This is a genomic window from Streptosporangium nanhuense (genome assembly GCF_059358815.1).
Genome location: NZ_JCADBG010000023.1, coordinates 63,090 through 79,853 on the forward strand (window position 1 = coordinate 63,090; position 16,764 = coordinate 79,853).

Consider the following 16,764-nt stretch of genomic DNA (forward strand, 5'->3'; position numbering starts at 1 on the left):
GGGGAGCCGGCGGCGGGCCCGCCGGACCGCACCGCCGCCACCTCGTCCGGCCGGCTCACACGCGGCGTCAGTTCGTACGACCCACGCCGCGCGCGGATCCCGGGTGAGTTCGTACGACCCACGCCGCGCGCGGATCCCGGGTCAGTCCGTACGCCGCACACCACACGCGGATGCCTGGTCAGTCCGTACGCCGCACGCGGATGCCGTGGGCGTCGGCCCGCTGGACACCGCCGGCGTCCACGTTGGAGATCCTGACCAGACCCTCGACCGTGCCCTTCTTGCCGTTGCCGGTCAGCTTGAGGATCAGCATTCCCGGGTCGCTCCCGTGGGAGGAGTGCGGGTCGCCGGAGAGCGGGTTCGGCCCCCGCGTCGAGGCGAAGGCCCACTTGTGGTCCGGGGAGACGGCGAAGAGGTCGACCGTCGGGTCCGCGCTGAACGGCGAGACGAGGTCGACCGTGTCGACGTGGGCACCGCTCGCCCCGTCGAAGACCTCGGCGACGTTGGCGTCGCGGTCACCGGCCCACACGTACCGCTCCCCGTCGGACGCGAGGACGCCGTGGGCGTCGCGCTCGGACGTGTCGTCGTTGAGGAGCAGCTGCACCGGCGGGGTGTTGGGCGGGTTCGCGGGCGAGTAGCCGCCCATCGGCAGCCGGAAGACGGTGAACTGGTCGAGGTTGCTGTGCGTGCCCCCGCCCCCGTTGCCGAAGACGGTGCCCTTCGCCTCGACGAACCCGCACCCGTTCGCCGGGATCCTGGTCGCGTCGTACTCCCCCACGATGGACATCGGCGTCGTGTGCCAGTCGACCACGAGCATCCCGCCGCCCCGCAGGCTGACGAAGACCGGGCCGTTGTCCGAGGCGATGAACGGGCAGATCGGCGCGTTGTCCGGCCGGAGCGCGGGTGACTGGCACGGCGCGCCGTTCGGAGTGGTGCAACCGGCCAGGTCGACCGTCGCGGCCGGCTGCTGGACGAAGGTGTTCGAGGCGTAGTCGGTGCTGACGCGCTCCAGTTTCTTGCCGTTCTGGTTGGCGATGATCAGGTACCTGTCGTCCTCGGTGGGCCAGAGGGCGTGGGCCTGCCGCACGCCCCCCGCTCCGGCCTCGGTGAGGAGACAGGTGAGCGGCTGCCGGGTGCGGGCGTCGAAGACGACCACGTGGCCGCTGGCGACGAAGGCGAGCGCGGCGTGGGTGTCGGCCTTGTTGAAAACGATCATGTGCGGGCGCACGGGCACGCTGCCGGTCCTGGCCAGGCAGAGGGACGTGGTCGCGCCGCCCAGATCCATGACGTGGACGGGTCGCGCCGACGACAACTGTTTGGTGACGTCACGTCCGGAGTACACGCTGACGGTGCCGCCGTGGGCGAGCCCGTTGGTGTTGGACTGGTCGACCAGCCACACCTCGTACGACTTCTCGGCAGCCACGTGAAACGGCGCCCCCGCGCCCAGAACGAACAGCGCCAGCACCGCGACGACCACGGCCCGCCACTTCCCCATGCGCCCTCCAGAACAGCTCCGGCCGGAGTATCTCCCCGTATCCCTGTGGAGCCGACTGTTTTCTACTTTTAGCCCCCAATCTCGATAAGTCCAGGAATTGTGTGATTTGTAAAGAAAGGAGTCAGACTTCCCCGCATCCGAGCGAGGAAGACGGGCTTTCGAGAAGCGCTCAAACCTCCGCGAGAGCAGCAAGAAAACATAAAACCAATTCGATATGTAAAGCCACGAACGGCCCCGGCGATGGTAACCACCACCGGCACGACGCGGTGCTGCGGAGGCGGCGCGGAGGCGGTGTGAAAGCCGGGCGGGGGCCGATGCGCTCCGAGCGTTCCGAGCGCCCCCGGACGCGTGGTCGCTATATTGGCGCCCATGAACGCGCTGGTCCGACGCCCGCTGGGCCAGACCGCCCTGTCCGTGACATCGCTCGGCCTGGGGCTGGCGGCCCTCGGCCGTCCCGCCTACATCACGCTCGGCCGCGCCGAGGACCTCGGTGACGGCCGGGACGTCGCCGCGATGCGGTCGCGCACCTGGGCCGTGCTCGACGCGGCGTGGGCGGCGGGCGTGCGCTACCTCGACACGGCGCGCTCGTACGGGCGGGCGGAGGAGTTCCTCGCCGGGTGGCTGCGCGAGCGCGGGATCGCCCCGGGGGCCGTCACGGTCGGTTCGAAGTGGGGATACGCCTACGTCGGTGACTGGCGGCTGGACGCCGAGCGGCACGAGGTGAAGGAGCTCACCGCCGACCGGTTCCGCGTCCAGCTGGAACAGACACGCGAGCTGCTCGGCGAGCACCTGTCGCTCTACCAGATCCACTCGGCGACGGTCGAGAGCGGCGTGCTCGACGACGAGGACGTGCTCGACGGGTTGCGCGCGTTGCGGGCCGAGGGGGTCGCGATCGGGCTGTCGACGAGCGGGCCGCGCCAGGCGGACACGGTCGGGCGGGCGATCGGGGCCGGGCTGTTCGACACGGTGCAGTCGACGTGGAACCTGCTGGAACGCTCGGCCGGTGAGGCTCTCGGGCGAGCGTACGAGGCGGGGATGGGTGTGATCGTCAAGGAGGGCGTGGCGAACGGCCGGTTGACCGTCCGGGCGGCACCCGCCGCGCTCGTGGCCGCCGCGCGTGAGAGGAACACCACGCCGGACGCGCTCGCCCTGGCGGCCGTACTGGCCAGGCCCTGGGCCGGGGTGGTGCTGAGCGGCGCGGTCTCGGCCGGGCAGCTGCGCGACAACCTCGCCGCGGCCGGGACCGGTTGGGACGCGGAGCTGGAGGAGCGGCTCGCCGGGCTGGTGGAGGAGCCGGAAGACTACTGGGCGAAGCGCGGCGCCCTGCCCTGGAGCTGACCGGCCCCGCATCCGGGAACGCCCCGGACCCGGTACCGGCCCGGACCTGGTAGCGGGCCGGACCTGGTACCGGGCCGGAGCCCGGGATCCTCACCAGGCCCGGGACCTCTCCGATCCCGGTATCCCCGCCGTACCCGGAACCTCCTCAGGCCCGGGGCCTCTCCGAGGGTGCGGCTCAGGGAGGGGCGCGCAGCGGGGTACGGCCGAGATTGCCGATCAGCTCGGGAAGGGAGTCGAAGACGTGGTCGGCCCCGGCCTCGCGAAGCTCCCCGGGCGAGAAGCCTCCGGTGCGGACCCCGATGCCGGGTATGCCCGCCCTGCGGGCGGCGAGGAAGTCCCAGGTGGAGTCTCCCACCGCGACACCCGACGCGCCCTCGACCTTGGCGAGCGCCACCTGGAGCAGGTCGGGCGCGGGCTTGGTCGCCTCGACGTCCTCCGACGTGGTCCACGCCCGGCAGCGTGACCGGCCGTCGATGAGGTCGAGGAAGTGCTCGACGTGCTGCGGCTTGCCCGACGAGGCCAGCACGATGGTGAACCCGCGCCCGCCGAGCTCGTCCAGGAGTTCCGTGGCTCCCTCGACAGGCCGTATGTCGTCGAGGAACACGTCGAACTCCTCCACCCAAGCGTCGCGCAGCGCGTCGCCGTGCCGCCGCTCGACGTCGTCACCGGCGAGGGCGGCCACCAGCTGGTCCCCGCCCATGCCGACGTGCCGGTGGATGCGCCACACCGGCAGCCACACGTCGTAGCGCCCGAACGCCTTGAACCAGGCGAGCGCGTGCTGGTAGTTGGTGTCGACCAGGGTGCCGTCGATGTCGAGGATGGCGGTGTCGGCCATGTGGGGGATGTGCCCCCGCCCGTACGGCGTCATTCGGAACGGCGTCCCCGGGATTGGGGAAAGAACCTGCCTGACGCGCTTTGCGAAGAAAGCGTCGCGGGACGGCAAGACCCGTCGCCGCGGCCAGATCGCCGATCTTCCAGCATCGCCCCTCCATGTGGATCACCCAGATCGACGGTGTTGCCCGGCGCGACGTCGGACGCGAGCTCGAACCTCGCCGATTTCCCTTGGTCGCGCCTCCACCGCCGGTTGCGCACGCGGTCTCGATCGCTAGAATTCTCGGTTATGACGTACTCGTTCTTCTTCAACCTCCGCTGAGCCCCCGTCGGCGAAACGAGGCACACCCCGTCGTCGACGACGCGGGACGGCGCAGCGCCGTCCCGGGCTGACGTGGGAGAAGAACGATCACTATGCGCATTCGCGCGAGTTTTCTCACCGCACCGCGTCCCGGCGTCCTCACCGTCTCGTGACGGCGGCGCGCCTGGTGGCGCGGTGCGTTCACGGGCTGGAGCCGACGGTCGCGGCCGAGATACTCCAGCTCGGACTCGGAACGGTCACCCAGCTGGGGCATCGCGAGGTCCATTTCCGTACGTTCCCGTCGGGGCCGCGAGCCGTCGGGCTGAGCACGGCGGACGACGTGTTCCTGCTCGCCGCGCAGCGGCCCGACATCGGCACGACCAAGCGGGACCTCACCGGGCTCGCCCGGCTCGCCGACGCCGCCGACGTCGGCACGCTGATGCGGCTGCGGGAGGAGCAGGGAGGTCCCGGCGCGGTCTCCGGGGTCGCCGGGGTCGCCGGGGTCGCCGGGGTCGAGGTGTCGGCGTCGTTCCTGGGCAGGCGTACCTTCAACCGGTACGACGCCGAGGACGCCGTCGGCCAGGTCCTGGCGCGGCGGCTGGGTACCGGCTACCACTCGCGGCGGGCGGGCGTCGGGCCGCCGCCCGCGCACAGCGGGTGGCGGCTGACCCTCGACGGCGCGCGGGCCACCCTCATGCTGAGGATCAGCGACCGGCCCCTGCACCGGCGCGCCTACAAACGGCGCTCCATCCCGGGGACCCTGCATCCCCCGCTGGCCGCCGCGATGGTGCGGATGGCCGACATCCATCCCGGGCACACGGTCCTCGACCCCTGCTGCGGCGCCGGAACCCTGCTGATCGAGGCCGGGCTCCACCGGCCGCGGGCCCTTCTCCGCGGCTTCGACCTGTCCGCGGAGTCGTTGCGGGCGGCGAGAGAGAACGCGGCGGGGCTGCCGATCTCCCTCGGCCGGGCCGACGCCGGTCACCTGCCGCTGCCGGACGGCGGCGTCGACCGCGTCCTGTGCAATCCGCCCTGGAACGGCCAGGTCGCCGCGCGGGGACGGCTCTCCGCCTCCCCCTCGCACTGGTGGGCGGAGTTGCGCCGTGTCCTGGCTCCCGGCGGCATGGCCGTGGTCCTGCTTCCCGACGCCGGTGACATCGCGGCCGGGATCCGGCAGCGGTTCGTCCCGCTGCACGTCCAGCGTGTCCGGATCTCCGGCGCGCAGCCCTTCCTCGTCCAGTTCGCGGCGCCCGGCGAGCGAAGGGGGTCGTGACCATGGGCCCGTCCCGGCGGGAGGAGACGCCGGACGGGCCCCTATCGGGTCCTGAGCTGGTTGAGGGTGTGGCCGGTGGCCCGCTTGAACAGGTATTCGGCCCGTTCGTAGGAGAGCCTGCGACGGCCTGTCTCCGGGCACAGGTCGTCGGGTGCCGGGGGCCGGCCGGGGCCGGGCCTGCGGTCGGACAGGAAGAGCGGGCCCCGGCGACGGCCCGCGACGAGGTACGGGAGGAGTTCGGCGGTCCCGGAGCGCCAGTGCACCCAGCCGGATCCGGTGGCCACCTTCCCGCGCCTCCCGGCCAGATCGAGATCCTCGACGTTGAGCGAGAGCACCGGGCCCGCCCCGGCCGCGCTCTCGTGGAGCAGCAGCCACAGGGCGCGCTCGCGCGGGGCGATGTCCGGACGCTCCCAGAGCGCCTCGATCCGCGGCCGGTCCATGGGACGGGTGCGCCCCCGAGGTTCGGGCCTGCGCCCGATCCCGGCGGCCAGGTCACGGGGCACTCCACCGCCCACGCCACCGCCCTGGTCACCGCCCTGGTCGGCGGCCGACGCCCCATGGCCGGCAGCCGGCGAATCCGAGGTGACGATCGACCGGGCGGCGGCCCAGGCGCGGAAGGAGCGGACGGCCCCGCGGTGGCGGTTCCACGTGGCGGGGGCCGCGTCTCCCCACGCGGCACCGAAGATCTCCGCGACCCGCGCGGCGGTCACGTCCGGCAGCGGGATGTCGTCACCGAGGTCGCGGCGCAGCCGATTCATCGTCTGGCGGTAGGAGCGGACGGTCGCGGCGTCCAGGTCGTCACGGGCGAGGAAGGCGTCGGCGGCCTCGGCCAGGGTGACGACCGCCCTCGGCGTACCCCCTCCCGGTCCGGCCGCCCCCCGCGCGGTGATGTCGGCGCAGGCCGCGGCGCGGCCCGTGAGGATGGCGCGTTCCGGGCCGTTGAGGGTGAGGGCGGCGGCGCGTTCGAACTCCCGCCGGGCCTCCTCGTGGCGGCCGAGCCTGGCCAGCAGGTCACCGCGCACGCTGGGCAGGCGGTGGTAGCCCTTGAACACCGGCTCGCCGACCAGCGTGTCGACGAGCGCCAGACCCGCTTCCGGGCCCCGCGCCATGGCCAGCGCGACCGCGCGGTTGAGCTGCACGACAGGGGTGGGCAGCACCCGGGCGAGCGCCTCGTAGAGGGCGGTGATCTGTGTCCAGTCGGTCTCCTCCGCCGTACGGGCCCGCGCGTGGCACGCGGCGATGGCGGCCTGCAGCACGTACGGGCCGAAAGGCGCGGCGCACCGCCTGGCGCGCAGCAGGGCCGTGAATCCCCGGTGGATGAGGAGCTGGTCCCAGCGCCCGCGGTTCTGCTCGTGCAGCGCGACGGGCTCCCCCGACGCTCCCGTCCTGGCGGCCGACCGCGACGCCTGGAGCTCCATCAGCGCGACCAGGCCGTGCACCTCGGCCTCGCCGGGCGCGAGTCCGGCCAGCAGGCGGCCCAGGCGCAGCGCCTCCTGGCAGAGGTCCTGGCGCATCAGGTCGTCGCCGGCGCTCGCCGCGTACCCCTCGTTGAACACCAGGTAGACGACCCCGAGGACCGACGACAGGCGCGCCGCCCGATCCGGGCCCTCCGGGACCTCGAAGGGGATCCTGAGGGCGGCGAGGGTGCGCTTGGCCCGGACGACGCGCTGCGCGACGGTCGGCTCGGAGACGAGGAACGCCCGTGCGATCTCCTCGGTGCGCAGCCCGCCGAGCAGCCGCAGCGTCAGAGCCACCCGGGACTCGGCGGGCAGCGCCGGGTGGCACGAGACGAACATCAGGCGCAGGACGTCGTCGCCCACCTCGCCGCCGAGGGCCGCGTCGATGTCGGCCTCGGCGCTCCCCGTGCTCCCGCGGGCCCCGGCGGTGTCCTGCCCGGTGGCGAGGTCGTGGGCGAGTTGCTCGTGCCGGAGACCGAGCCGCTCCTCGCGGCGCAGGTGGTCGATGGCGCGGCGCTTGGCGACGGCCATCAGCCAGGCGCCCGGGTTGTCCGGGACGCCTGCCTCCGGCCACTGTTCGAGGGCCGCCAGGAGCGCGTCCTGCGCGAGCTCCTCGGCCAGCCCCACATCGCCCACCATCCGGACGAGCCCGGCGACGATCCTCGCCGACTCCATCTTCCAGACCGCGTCGACCGCGCGGTGGGCGTCCCCGGACATCACGTGCCCGATCAGAGCACCCTGAGGACCGGGTACGCAAGCGCCCGGTCAGCCCTCCGGGCCGAAGACCTGCTGGATGTCCCCTTCGCCGTCGCCGACGATCCTCCAGAAGCGCCGGGCCAGCTCGACGGCCTCCTCCTTCGAGCGCGCCTCGACGAGCGCGAAGCTGACGATCGCCTCCTTCGCCTCGGTGAACGGCCCGTCGGTGACGGTGATCTCGCCGCCGGAGGCCGAGATGTGGGTGCCGGCCGGGTCCAGGCCGCCGGTCGCCAGCAGCACTCCGGCCCTGGTCATCTCCTCGACGAAGGCGGCCATCTCGGCGTACATCGCCTCGGTCGGGGGTGCCGCGTCGCCGCCCTTGGTCGTCATCAGGAACCGCATCGCCATATCTCCTTCGGGTGGTCAGGTGACCGATCCTCGCCGGTCCTCGGCCACGCGTCGAACGGACCGGCCGGAAATCGACACGTACCGCCCGACCTGGGCGGCGGCCGGATGTGACAGGGAATGCGATGTGACGGGGAATGCCGATCCGGTCCGGGTGGTCGCAGCTCAGGGGCGTGACGGAGGCTCTCCGGAGGGGCGGCGTCGATTTCCGGCCGGTCCGTTCGACGCGTCAGCGAGGCCGGGCGAACCGGCGGACCGAGAACGGCGACGGACCTCCGTCGCGCCGAGAGGAACAGACATGACCGCCACCCAGCCCGGCATCGCCACCGGCTCCACCCGCTCCAACGGCTCCACCGGTAACTCCGTCACCCCCGCGACGCGCGTGCTGCTCGCCTGCTCCGTCGCCGCCGCTCCCCTCTTCGCGGTCGTGTCGCTGGCGCAGGTCTTCACCCGCGAGGGGTTCGACCTGACGCGCCACCCCCTGAGCATGCTCGCCACCGGCGACCTCGGCTGGCTCCAGATCGCCAACTTCCTGCTCAGCGGCGCCCTGACGGTCGCCGGGGCGGTCGGCCTGCGCCACGTCGTGCGCGGCACGCCCGGCGGTACGTGGGCGCCCCGGCTGATCCTGGTCAACGGCGTCATGATGGCCGCCGCCGGTGTCTTCGTGATGGACCCGGGCGACGGATTCCCCGCGGGCACCCCCCTGGGCCAGACGGGCACGTTGAGCTGGCACGCGCTCATGCACCTGGTCGCCGGGTCCATCGCGTTCACCGCCCTCATCGCCGCCTGCTTCGTCCTGGGCCGCCACTTCTCCCGCGCCGGTCGCCCCGGTTTCGCCGCGGCCTCGCGGCTCAGCGGCCTGGTGTTCGCCCTCGGCGACGGCTGGGCGATGTCGGGCGGGCGGGCCGGTTCCCTGACCCTGGCCGTCGGCGCGATCACCGCGATGGTGTGGATCTCCGTGGTGGCCGCGGACAAGCGGGCCGCGCTCCGCTAGGCCGTACTCCACCGGGACCGCCTCCACGGGCCGGGGCTCCCTCGCGACGCGAGGGAGCCCCGGCCTTTCCCGCTCCCGCCCGTCGTACCGTCCCCGTTCCGGACCGTGGAGGAGATCTCCGTCCCTAGGTACGGCCGGCGGCGGCCGCGTCCGGAAGGCCGCGCATCACGCGGAGCGCCAGAGCCGCCACGAACGCGAACAGGACCGCCGACGCGAGCAGCAGCCGCACGCTGAGGCCCTCCGGGTCGGGCCACGCGGTGAGCACCACGGCGGTCACGGCGGTCACGACGCACACCGCGACCCAGCCCCACCGCCCGAGCGCGGCGAACCGGCGGGCGAACACCAGGCATCCCACCGTCATCCCGCCGACCGCCAGCATGGGCCCGAGACCGTGCACGGCACCGTGCCAGCTGATCTCGGGTGCCCCGGCCGGCGCGCCCGGCGGGTACCCGGCGCCCGCGTCGGTGACGAAGACCCCGCCCACGATCAGCCCCGCCCCCAGAAGGCCGACCAGCAGCGGGCCCCAGGTTCCGCCCCGGCCGGGGCGCAGCGCCCGCCACAGGCCGACGGCGCAGGCCACGTACAGCACGCCGGTCACGGTGAAGTTGGCGATCTGGATCCACCCCAGGTCCCCGAGACTCAGCAGGCTGATCGGGTGGCGGCCCAGGTCGTACCCCTCGCGGGTGAACGCCTGGATCAGCACCACCGCGACGAACAGCGGGCCCGCGACGACGCCGCAGGCCGGCAACTTGTACTTCACGGTTCTGTCTCCTCGCCTGGCACCCCTGCGGTGCCGCTCGGCGGAGACGTCGGAGCCACCGGCCCCGTTCCGGACATCCCCCGTCAGCACGTCGCGAGAATCAGCCGTCCGCCGTACGCGCGCGGCCACGACCGGCTGGTTTGCCACTTTCACGGGTGTTGTGAAGGATGCGCGAATGATCTCCCCCAGCCCGCCGCGGCGCCGTCCGCCGTCGTTCCTGCCCGGTGGCCTGAGCCAGCAGCTCGGTATGTGCGTCCCGGCAGCCACGATCGCCTTCCCCGCCCTGCTCCTGCTGAACACCGGCTTCGGCGAGATCGGCAGGCTGCAGATGGCCGCGCTCCTGATACCGCTGCTGCTGGCCCTCCCCCTCGGCGTGCTGGTCGACCGGGTGCGGCGCGGGTCGGCCCTGGTGGTGACGGGCCTGCTGGGCGCGGGGACGCTCGCCTCCCTCGCGGTCGTCTCCTGGCTGGGGGTGGCCGGGTTCCCGCACTTCGCGGTGGCCATCGTGGTACTGGCGATCGTGTGGACCACGGGAGAGGTCACCCGGGACGCCTACGTCCCGTCCGTCGTCGGCCGCGACCGGCTGGTCCCGGTGAACGCCGCCTTGTTCTGCGTGGCGTCGATCGGTTCCCTCGCCGCTCCGCTGATGCTCGTCGACGACGTCGTCGTGCCGGCCGTCCTGGCGGTCATGGCCGTGGCGTCCGCCGCCTCGGTGCCGCTGTTCCGCCGCCTCGACGTGTCCGAGGAGCCGCCGGGGCCCCGGGCGGGCTGGTGGCGTGAGGCCGTGGCGGGGGTGCGCTTCACCCTGACCCGGCCGGTGCTGCGGGCGATGACCGTGTACCTGGTGGTGTCGGCGCTGCTGGCGCCACTGGCCGACGCGGTGAGCGGGCGTCCGCCGCGCGGGGACGGCGGCCACGAGGACCTCGTCACGGTCCTGTCGCTTGTGATCAAGGTCGCACCGTCGGCCGGAGCGCTGGTCGCGGTGCTGCTGCACCGGCGCGTCGGCGCTCTCCGGCTGGCGTGGCTGGCCGTCGTGGTGACCCAGCCGTTCGTGCTCCTGCGCGCCCTGACCGGCACGCCGGCAGGCCCGCTCTGGTATCTGCTCGGCGAGTTCGTCCCCTGGGCCGGGTGGACGGTCACCGCGCTGGCCTTGCTCAGCCACCGGCAGGTGATCACACCGGGCCGGCTGCTGGGACGTACGGGCACCACGCTGATCCTGTTCACCGGTTCGGCGGCGATCGCCGGGACGTTCGTGGGAACGCGGTACCTGACCTATGTCACCCCCTTCTTCGGCGAGGCCCTCCTCACCGAGGCGGGGCCCCTGGTGGAGCTGCCGGTGCTCGCGCTCTGCGTGCTCGGCACCCTCGCCTCGGCGATCCCGCTGCTGAGGGCCGCCCGGCTCGCCGGGTCCGCGCTTCCGGCGAGCACCGCGCCGGGGGTTTGCCCGCGCGAGGACTGACGACCACGGCCGCCACCGGTGACGTCACCGTCATGGTCACCGACGCGGTCACCGGCGCGGTCACCGGCGCGGCACACACTCGGGGGCAGGGTTTTCCGCCCCTGCCGCCGAGCATTCGTCTCAGCAAAAACCCGCCGCCCGAGAATGCTTTTTACCCGCCTGCAATATCGCATCTTTTCGCCTTAATATCCCGTCACCTCCACCGCAGGACGACCGGTTCCCGAAGCGGGCCCGAAGCGCGCCGGACACGGGGAAAGAGGAGAGGCGAGAGCTCCGCCGCCGGGGTGTCCGGGCTACGACGACAGAACCTTTGAGTGAATTGTCGCTTTCCTCGCCCCCCGGGACATCTGAGGTCCACCGCTGTTCATCACGCGAATCGGCGGCCTCGTGAAAGTTTCACAACACCCGTGGATGCGTTGTTGATTTGCCCCGAACATCGCGCTTGTGATCCACTACCTCCCATCCCATCCGATGCGAATACCTCATGAACGGATTCCACCCCCATGAGTACCTCTCGCGAGTCTGACTGGCAGCCCGTGGAGCTCGACGCCGATCGGCCGCATTCGGCCCGCATCTGGAACTACTGGCTGGGTGGGAAGGACAACTACCCCGCCGACCGCGAGGCCGGGGACATGGTCGAGGGGCTCATCCCCGGCATCGTCGACTCGGCCCGCGCCGACCGGGCGTTCCTCGGCCGCTGCATCAAGCACCTCGTCGCCGACGCCGGGATCCGCCAGTTCCTCGACATCGGCACGGGCCTGCCCACCGCCGACAACACGCACGAGGTGGCGCAGCGGCTCGCCCCGGAGTCACGGGTCGTCTACGTCGACAACGACCCGCTGGTCCTGGTGCACGCCCGCGCCCTGCTCGTCAGCAACCCCGAGGGCGCCACCACCTACATCGACGCCGACCTGCGCGACCCCCACCACATCCTGCGGGTGGCGGCGGAGACCCTCGACCTCACCAAGCCCGTCGCGCTGATGCTGCTGGGGATCCTGCACCACCTCACCGATGACGACGAGGTCGTGAAGGTCGTACGGGACCTGGTCGACGCCGTCCCGCCGGGCAGCCACCTGGTGATCGCGCACGCCACCGCGGAGGTTCACGGCGAGGCCATGCACGAGGCGATGCGGCAGTTCATGGAACGGGGCGGCACCCCGATCGTGGCCCGCGACCGCGGCCACCTCGCCTCGTTCTTCGACGGCCTGGACCTCCTGGAGCCCGGGGTGGTCTCCTGCTCGCGATGGCGCCCGGAACACACCCCGTGGGGCGAGCCCGCGGAGGTCTCCCAGTTCTGCGGCGTCGCCCGCAAACCCTGACGCCTGCGTCCGGACGCGGTCCGGACGCACCCCCGGGCGTGGCAACGGCCTCCACGATCCCGGCACGTGACCGGCGGCGAGATCACCCGACGCGACCAGCGCGCCGAGTTTATTCGGGGCGCTCCGGTGCAGTCTCATAGTCGTTCGGTCGTCGTCCCCTGCGGCGACTAAACACCCCAAATGGGGATATAACGCTACAAAATATGATTTATGATCCTTGACTTTGGGTTGTAAATCAACGATCCAGCCAGGCTGTCGCGAAGATCGACATGGGAGGCCGTCTCCATGAACCCCGCTCAGGATCCCGTCGCACCACCCCCCGGCGCCGCGCTGCTCGTCGTCATGGGTGTGACCGGTTCCGGCAAGACCACCGTGGGCGCCGCCCTCAGCCAGCGGTTGCGGCTGCCGTTCGCCGACGCCGACGACTTCCACAGCGAGGCCAACATCGCCAAGATGTCGGACGGGATCCCCCTCGACGACAAGGACCGGCTGCCCTGGCTGCGCTCGATCGGCGCCTGGCTCGCCGAGCACGCCGCCACCGGGGGCGTCGCGAGTTGCTCGGCGCTCAAACGGGGCTACCGGGACATCCTGCGGGAGGCCGCGCCGACGGTGACCTTCGTCCACCTCCACGGCGACATGGACGCCGTACGCCGCAGAGTGGCCGGCCGCCCGGGGCACTTCATGCCCGCCTCGCTGGTCGAGTCGCAGTTCAAGACCCTGGAGCCCCTGGAGCCCGACGAGCAGGGGATCGTCCTCGACTTCGCCAGGAGCGTCGACGAGCTCGTGGACGCCTACCTCGCCGCGACGGCCCGGACGCCCCCGGCGGCCACCTCCCGGGACGGGGACGGGGACCGGAATCCGGACCCGGGCAGGGACGCCGGCGAGGCCGGGAGCGCGAGGTGAGCCCCCTGCTGACCGCGCTCGCCGAGCCCGCCGCCACCTCCCCCGGCAGGCTCGTCCCGGCCGCGCTCGTCGGCATCGCGCTGATCGTCGTACTGATCACGTACTTCAAGCTGCACCCTTTCCTGAGCCTCACCCTCGGCTCGCTGGCGGTCGGGGCCGTCGCGGGCCTGGCGATGACCGACACCATCGCCGCCTTCACCGACGGGTTCGGCAGCACCGCGGCCGGGGTCGGCACGCTCATCGCGCTCGGCGCGATGTTCGGCAAGCTGCTCGCCGACTCCGGCGGGGCCGACGAGATCGTGGACACGATCGTCGGCCGGTCCAGCCCCCGCTCCCTGCCCTGGGCGATGGCCGCGGTGGGCGCGCTGATCGGCCTGCCGATGTTCTTCGAGATCGGCCTCGTCCTGCTGATGCCGGTCATCTTCCTGGTCGCGCGCCGCTCCGGCGTCTCCCTGATCCGGGTGGGCATACCCGCGCTCGCGGGCCTTTCCGTGATGCACGGGCTCGTCCCCCCGCACCCCGGCCCGCTGGTCGCCATCGACGCGCTCAAGGCCGATCTCGGCATCACGCTGGGCCTGGGCGTGCTCGTCGCCATCCCGACGGTCGCCATCGCCGGACCGCTGTTCGCCAAGTACGCGGCCCGCTGGGTGGACGTACCGGCACCGGAGCTCTACGAGACCCGGCCCCCGGCCGAGGACACCAGGCGGCCGTCGTTCGGCGTCACCCTGGCCACCGTGCTGCTGCCGGTCGTGCTGATGATGGGCAAGGCCCTCGCCGACATCCTCGCCCCCGAGGGCAACGTCCTGCGCACCGTGCTCGACTTCCTCGGTACGCCGCTGGTGGCGCTGCTCATCGCCGTCATCGTGGCGATGTTCACCCTGGGCCTCGGCGCCGGCATGGACAGGAAGGCGGTCGCGAAGTCCCTGGAGCAGTCGCTGCCGCCGATCGCGGGCATCCTGCTGATCGTGGCCGCCGGCGGCGGTTTCAAGCAGACGCTGATCGACACCGGGATCGGCGACCTCATCGCCACGTGGGTGGAGAACAGCGGCCTGTCGGTGCTGCTGCTCGCCTGGCTGGTCGCGGTGCTCATCCGGCTGGCGACGGGCTCGGCGACCGTCGCGACCGTCACCGCCTCGGGGATCCTGGCCCCGCTGGTCGCCAACCTCAGCGTCGGGGAGACCTCGCTGCTCGTGCTCGCCATCGGCGCGGGATCGCTGTTCTTCTCCCACGTCAACGACGCGGGCTTCTGGCTGGTCAAGGAGTACTTCGGGCTCACCGTGGGCCAGAACATCAAGACCTGGTCGGTGATGGAGACGATCATCTCGGTGACCGGCCTGGTCTTCGTCCTGCTCCTGAGCCTTTTCCTGTAAGCCTTCACGGGACGCGGTGTCCGGTCAGCACGAGTGCTTTCCGGAGACCGTGTCGCGCAGGCAGCGGACGGCGGAGTCGACCCGCTCCAGGGCTTCCTCGTCACCGGACCCGGGGTCGGGCGGCTCTCGCCCCTCGCGGACGTCCGCCGCGATCCTCTCCAGGGTGTCCGCCAGGCCCCGGACGGCCTCCTCGGGCGGTGGCGGCACGCCGCGCTCGGTGCGCGCGACGGTGGTGGCGGTCGCGTCGGCCACCCGTTCCAGCGCGGCCATCGCGGGCATCCAGGTGGTGACGCGCCTGCTGATCACGGGCGGCTCGGCCATCGCCCGCTGGAAGACCGTCCGCAGGTCGGCCAGGGCGTCGTAGGCCCTGCGGCGCAGCCGCGCCCTGCCGGTGTGCCCGGCGTCGAAGGCGTGCCGCAGGTAGTCGGCGGTGGCCGTCACCGCGTCGGCGAACCTCGGCCCGACCGGCGCCTCCCAGCTCGCCGACCACGGCAGGTATCCCAGCACCAGGACGATCACGCATCCGACCGTCGTGTCCACCAGCCGGATCCCGCCCAGCCGGGGGCCCCCGCGCGTCAGCAGGTCAACCAGGAGCAGGACCAGCGGCGCCTGGAAGGTCGACATCAGCCCCCAGTTGCGTTGCAGGCCGTACGGCAGGAGCGCCGCGCACACCGCGATGGGGATCAGGAGCAGCGGGCCGTACGGCACCAGGACGAGCACGAGGGTGCCGATCAGCGTGCCCACGACGGTCCCGAGCGCGCGCTGCACGGCACGCGCGAACACCGACCCGAAGTCGGGCTTGAGCACCAGCGCGACGGTCAGCATCATCCAGTAGGACCGCTCGAACCAGCCGAACCCGCTGAGCGTGGCGGCGACGCCCATGCAGAGCGCGAGCCTGACCGTGTAGACGCGGACGAGGTGGCCCCGCCACATCCCCTCCACCGCGTCCCGGAGCCGGGAGCGGTAGCCGACCGGTTCGTACGGCAGCTGGTCCGCCGCGACCTCTGCCCCGGACACCAGCTCGACGGCCCCCCGCACGGCGGAGTACAGGGCGCGCGCGGCGGGCGAGTCGTACCGCGCGCGGGGCGGCATCTGAGGCCGGGGCCCGCCGGCGAGCGACGTGGCGACGGCCCTGAGGGCGGACGCGAGCTCGGCGGGCGGCTCGCGCCGCTCGTAGCGCAGCGACAGCAGGGCGTTGCGGAGCAGCGAGGCCTGGTTCAGCAGGGCGATCAGGCGGGTGCGGTCGGGATCCAGCCCTCCCGCCGGGGTGCGGGCGCCGAGCACGACGTCGTAGCCGGCCTTGAGGGCGGTGTCGAACTCCTTCAGCGCGGAGGCGTCGTGCTCGGTGAACAGCCGGTCGAGAGCCGTGTAGACCGCGATCACGGCGGCCCTCTCCGGCGCCCTGGGATGGAACGGCCAGTCGGCGACCCCCAGCACGATCACCCAGAGCGCGCCCAGCAGGAACGCCAGCGCGTTCGCGCTCGGCGGCCCCGGCAGCCTCACACCGGTGGCGATCACGGTCATCACCAGCAGCTGCAGCCCCGCCGCCGAACCCGTGGCGCCGCTCGTGCTGACGAACGCGGACACCACCGAGACGGCCACCAGGACCGGGACCGTCCACCAGCCGTGGCCGTGGACCGCGGCCCCGATGAGGTACCCCAGCGCCCCGGCGGCACCGGCCGCGCCCATCCGGGTGATCCTGACCCGGTAGGGGCCGCCCCGGTCGGCCAGCCCGGCGTTCATGGCGCCCATGGCGGGCATCAGACCGGCCACCGCGTTCCCCGAGGCGAACCCCATGAGGAGCGGGACGGTCACCGCCACGGCCATGCGCAGCATCGGCCACCACTGGAGCGGCGCGGGTGCGGGCCTGACCGTCTCGACCAGCCAGCCGGGGGCGGCGTCGGTCAGCCGGTCGGCGGCCCGCCGGAAGAGCGGGGGCATCGCTCGCCGTGCTCAGTCCGCCGGCACGCCGGGCGGGCCCGGCCGCGCGGTGGTCGCTTCACGGTTCACGGCGCATCCCTACCCGCCCGTCCCGCCGGGTTATCCCCGCGTTCACCGACGAAGGCTTGACCACCGCCTTGCCCCGTCCGCCTTGGCCCCGGCCCTGTGCCGGGGCCCGCACCGGCACCATGAACGGGCACCGTGTCCCCGCGACCGGCGGGCGCG

The 16,764-nt window shown here is 72.7% G+C and carries 12 protein-coding genes and 1 pseudogene; 7 read left to right on the forward strand and 6 right to left on the reverse strand.

Translation table 11 applies throughout. The features are described 5' to 3' along the window. Nucleotides 1-178: 178 nt before the first annotated feature. The gene (locus AC5L38_RS34595; RefSeq protein WP_495247012.1) at nucleotides 179-1,492 is read right to left on the reverse strand and encodes a hypothetical protein; all 1,314 of its coding nucleotides are present in this window, start codon (nucleotides 1,490-1,492) and stop codon (nucleotides 179-181) included. 369 nt (nucleotides 1,493-1,861) lie between these two features. On the opposite strand from AC5L38_RS34595, the gene AC5L38_RS34600 reads away from it, so the two are divergent. Further along, on the forward strand, nucleotides 1,862-2,830 hold the full coding sequence (locus AC5L38_RS34600; RefSeq protein ID WP_495247013.1) for an aldo/keto reductase: 969 nt from the start codon (nucleotides 1,862-1,864) through the stop codon (nucleotides 2,828-2,830). Nucleotides 2,831-3,005: 175 nt separating this feature from the next. Here AC5L38_RS34600 and AC5L38_RS34605 read toward each other — a convergent pair whose 3' ends face one another. Then, the gene (locus tag AC5L38_RS34605; RefSeq protein ID WP_495247014.1) at nucleotides 3,006-3,665 is read right to left on the reverse strand and encodes an HAD family hydrolase; all 660 of its coding nucleotides are present in this window, start codon (nucleotides 3,663-3,665) and stop codon (nucleotides 3,006-3,008) included. A gap of 466 nt (nucleotides 3,666-4,131) precedes the next feature. Between AC5L38_RS34605 and AC5L38_RS34610 the strand changes: the two genes are divergently transcribed. After that, nucleotides 4,132-5,235, forward strand: coding sequence for a TRM11 family SAM-dependent methyltransferase (locus tag AC5L38_RS34610; protein WP_495247015.1), 1,104 nt, complete (start codon nucleotides 4,132-4,134; stop codon nucleotides 5,233-5,235). An 890-nt stretch (nucleotides 5,236-6,125) separates the two neighbouring features. On the opposite strand, the pseudogene AC5L38_RS34615 reads toward AC5L38_RS34610, so the two are convergent. Then, a pseudogene (locus tag AC5L38_RS34615) lies at nucleotides 6,126-7,409 on the reverse strand (RNA polymerase sigma factor); the annotation flags it as partial. A 48-nt stretch (nucleotides 7,410-7,457) separates the two neighbouring features. Then, a complete protein-coding gene (locus tag AC5L38_RS34620) occupies nucleotides 7,458-7,790 on the reverse strand; it encodes a YciI family protein (RefSeq protein ID WP_495247016.1) in 333 nt (110 codons plus the stop codon). A 301-nt stretch (nucleotides 7,791-8,091) separates the two neighbouring features. On the opposite strand from AC5L38_RS34620, the gene AC5L38_RS34625 reads away from it, so the two are divergent. Next, on the forward strand, nucleotides 8,092-8,787 hold the full coding sequence (locus AC5L38_RS34625; protein WP_495247017.1) for a DUF998 domain-containing protein: 696 nt from the start codon (nucleotides 8,092-8,094) through the stop codon (nucleotides 8,785-8,787). A 124-nt stretch (nucleotides 8,788-8,911) separates the two neighbouring features. On the opposite strand, the gene AC5L38_RS34630 is transcribed toward AC5L38_RS34625, so the two are convergent. Then, a complete protein-coding gene (locus tag AC5L38_RS34630; RefSeq protein ID WP_495247018.1) occupies nucleotides 8,912-9,547 on the reverse strand; it encodes a DUF998 domain-containing protein in 636 nt (211 codons plus the stop codon). A 175-nt stretch (nucleotides 9,548-9,722) separates the two neighbouring features. On the opposite strand from AC5L38_RS34630, the gene AC5L38_RS34635 reads away from it, so the two are divergent. From AC5L38_RS34635 to AC5L38_RS34650, 4 genes are all read left to right on the forward strand, one after another. After that, entirely contained in the window at nucleotides 9,723-11,006 is a 1,284-nt protein-coding gene (locus AC5L38_RS34635) for an MFS transporter (RefSeq protein ID WP_495247019.1), read from the forward strand. A 503-nt stretch (nucleotides 11,007-11,509) separates the two neighbouring features. Further along, nucleotides 11,510-12,325 carry an SAM-dependent methyltransferase gene (locus AC5L38_RS34640; protein WP_495247020.1) on the forward strand — a complete coding sequence of 272 codons (816 nt, stop codon included), beginning with the start codon at nucleotides 11,510-11,512 and terminating at the stop codon, nucleotides 12,323-12,325. Nucleotides 12,326-12,610: 285 nt separating this feature from the next. Continuing rightward, nucleotides 12,611-13,228: a gluconokinase gene (locus AC5L38_RS34645; protein ID WP_495247021.1), complete on the forward strand. Its 618-nt coding sequence runs from the start codon at nucleotides 12,611-12,613 to the stop codon at nucleotides 13,226-13,228. Next, nucleotides 13,225-14,598, forward strand: coding sequence for a GntP family permease (locus tag AC5L38_RS34650; protein ID WP_495247022.1), 1,374 nt, complete (start codon nucleotides 13,225-13,227; stop codon nucleotides 14,596-14,598). Before AC5L38_RS34645 ends, AC5L38_RS34650 begins: the two co-directional genes overlap by 4 nt. Before the next feature lie 24 nt (nucleotides 14,599-14,622). Here the strand turns inward: AC5L38_RS34650 and AC5L38_RS34655 are convergent, their stop codons facing one another. Beyond that, a complete protein-coding gene (locus tag AC5L38_RS34655; protein WP_495247023.1) occupies nucleotides 14,623-16,539 on the reverse strand; it encodes an FUSC family protein in 1,917 nt (638 codons plus the stop codon). Between the last annotated feature and the right edge of the window lie 225 nt (nucleotides 16,540-16,764).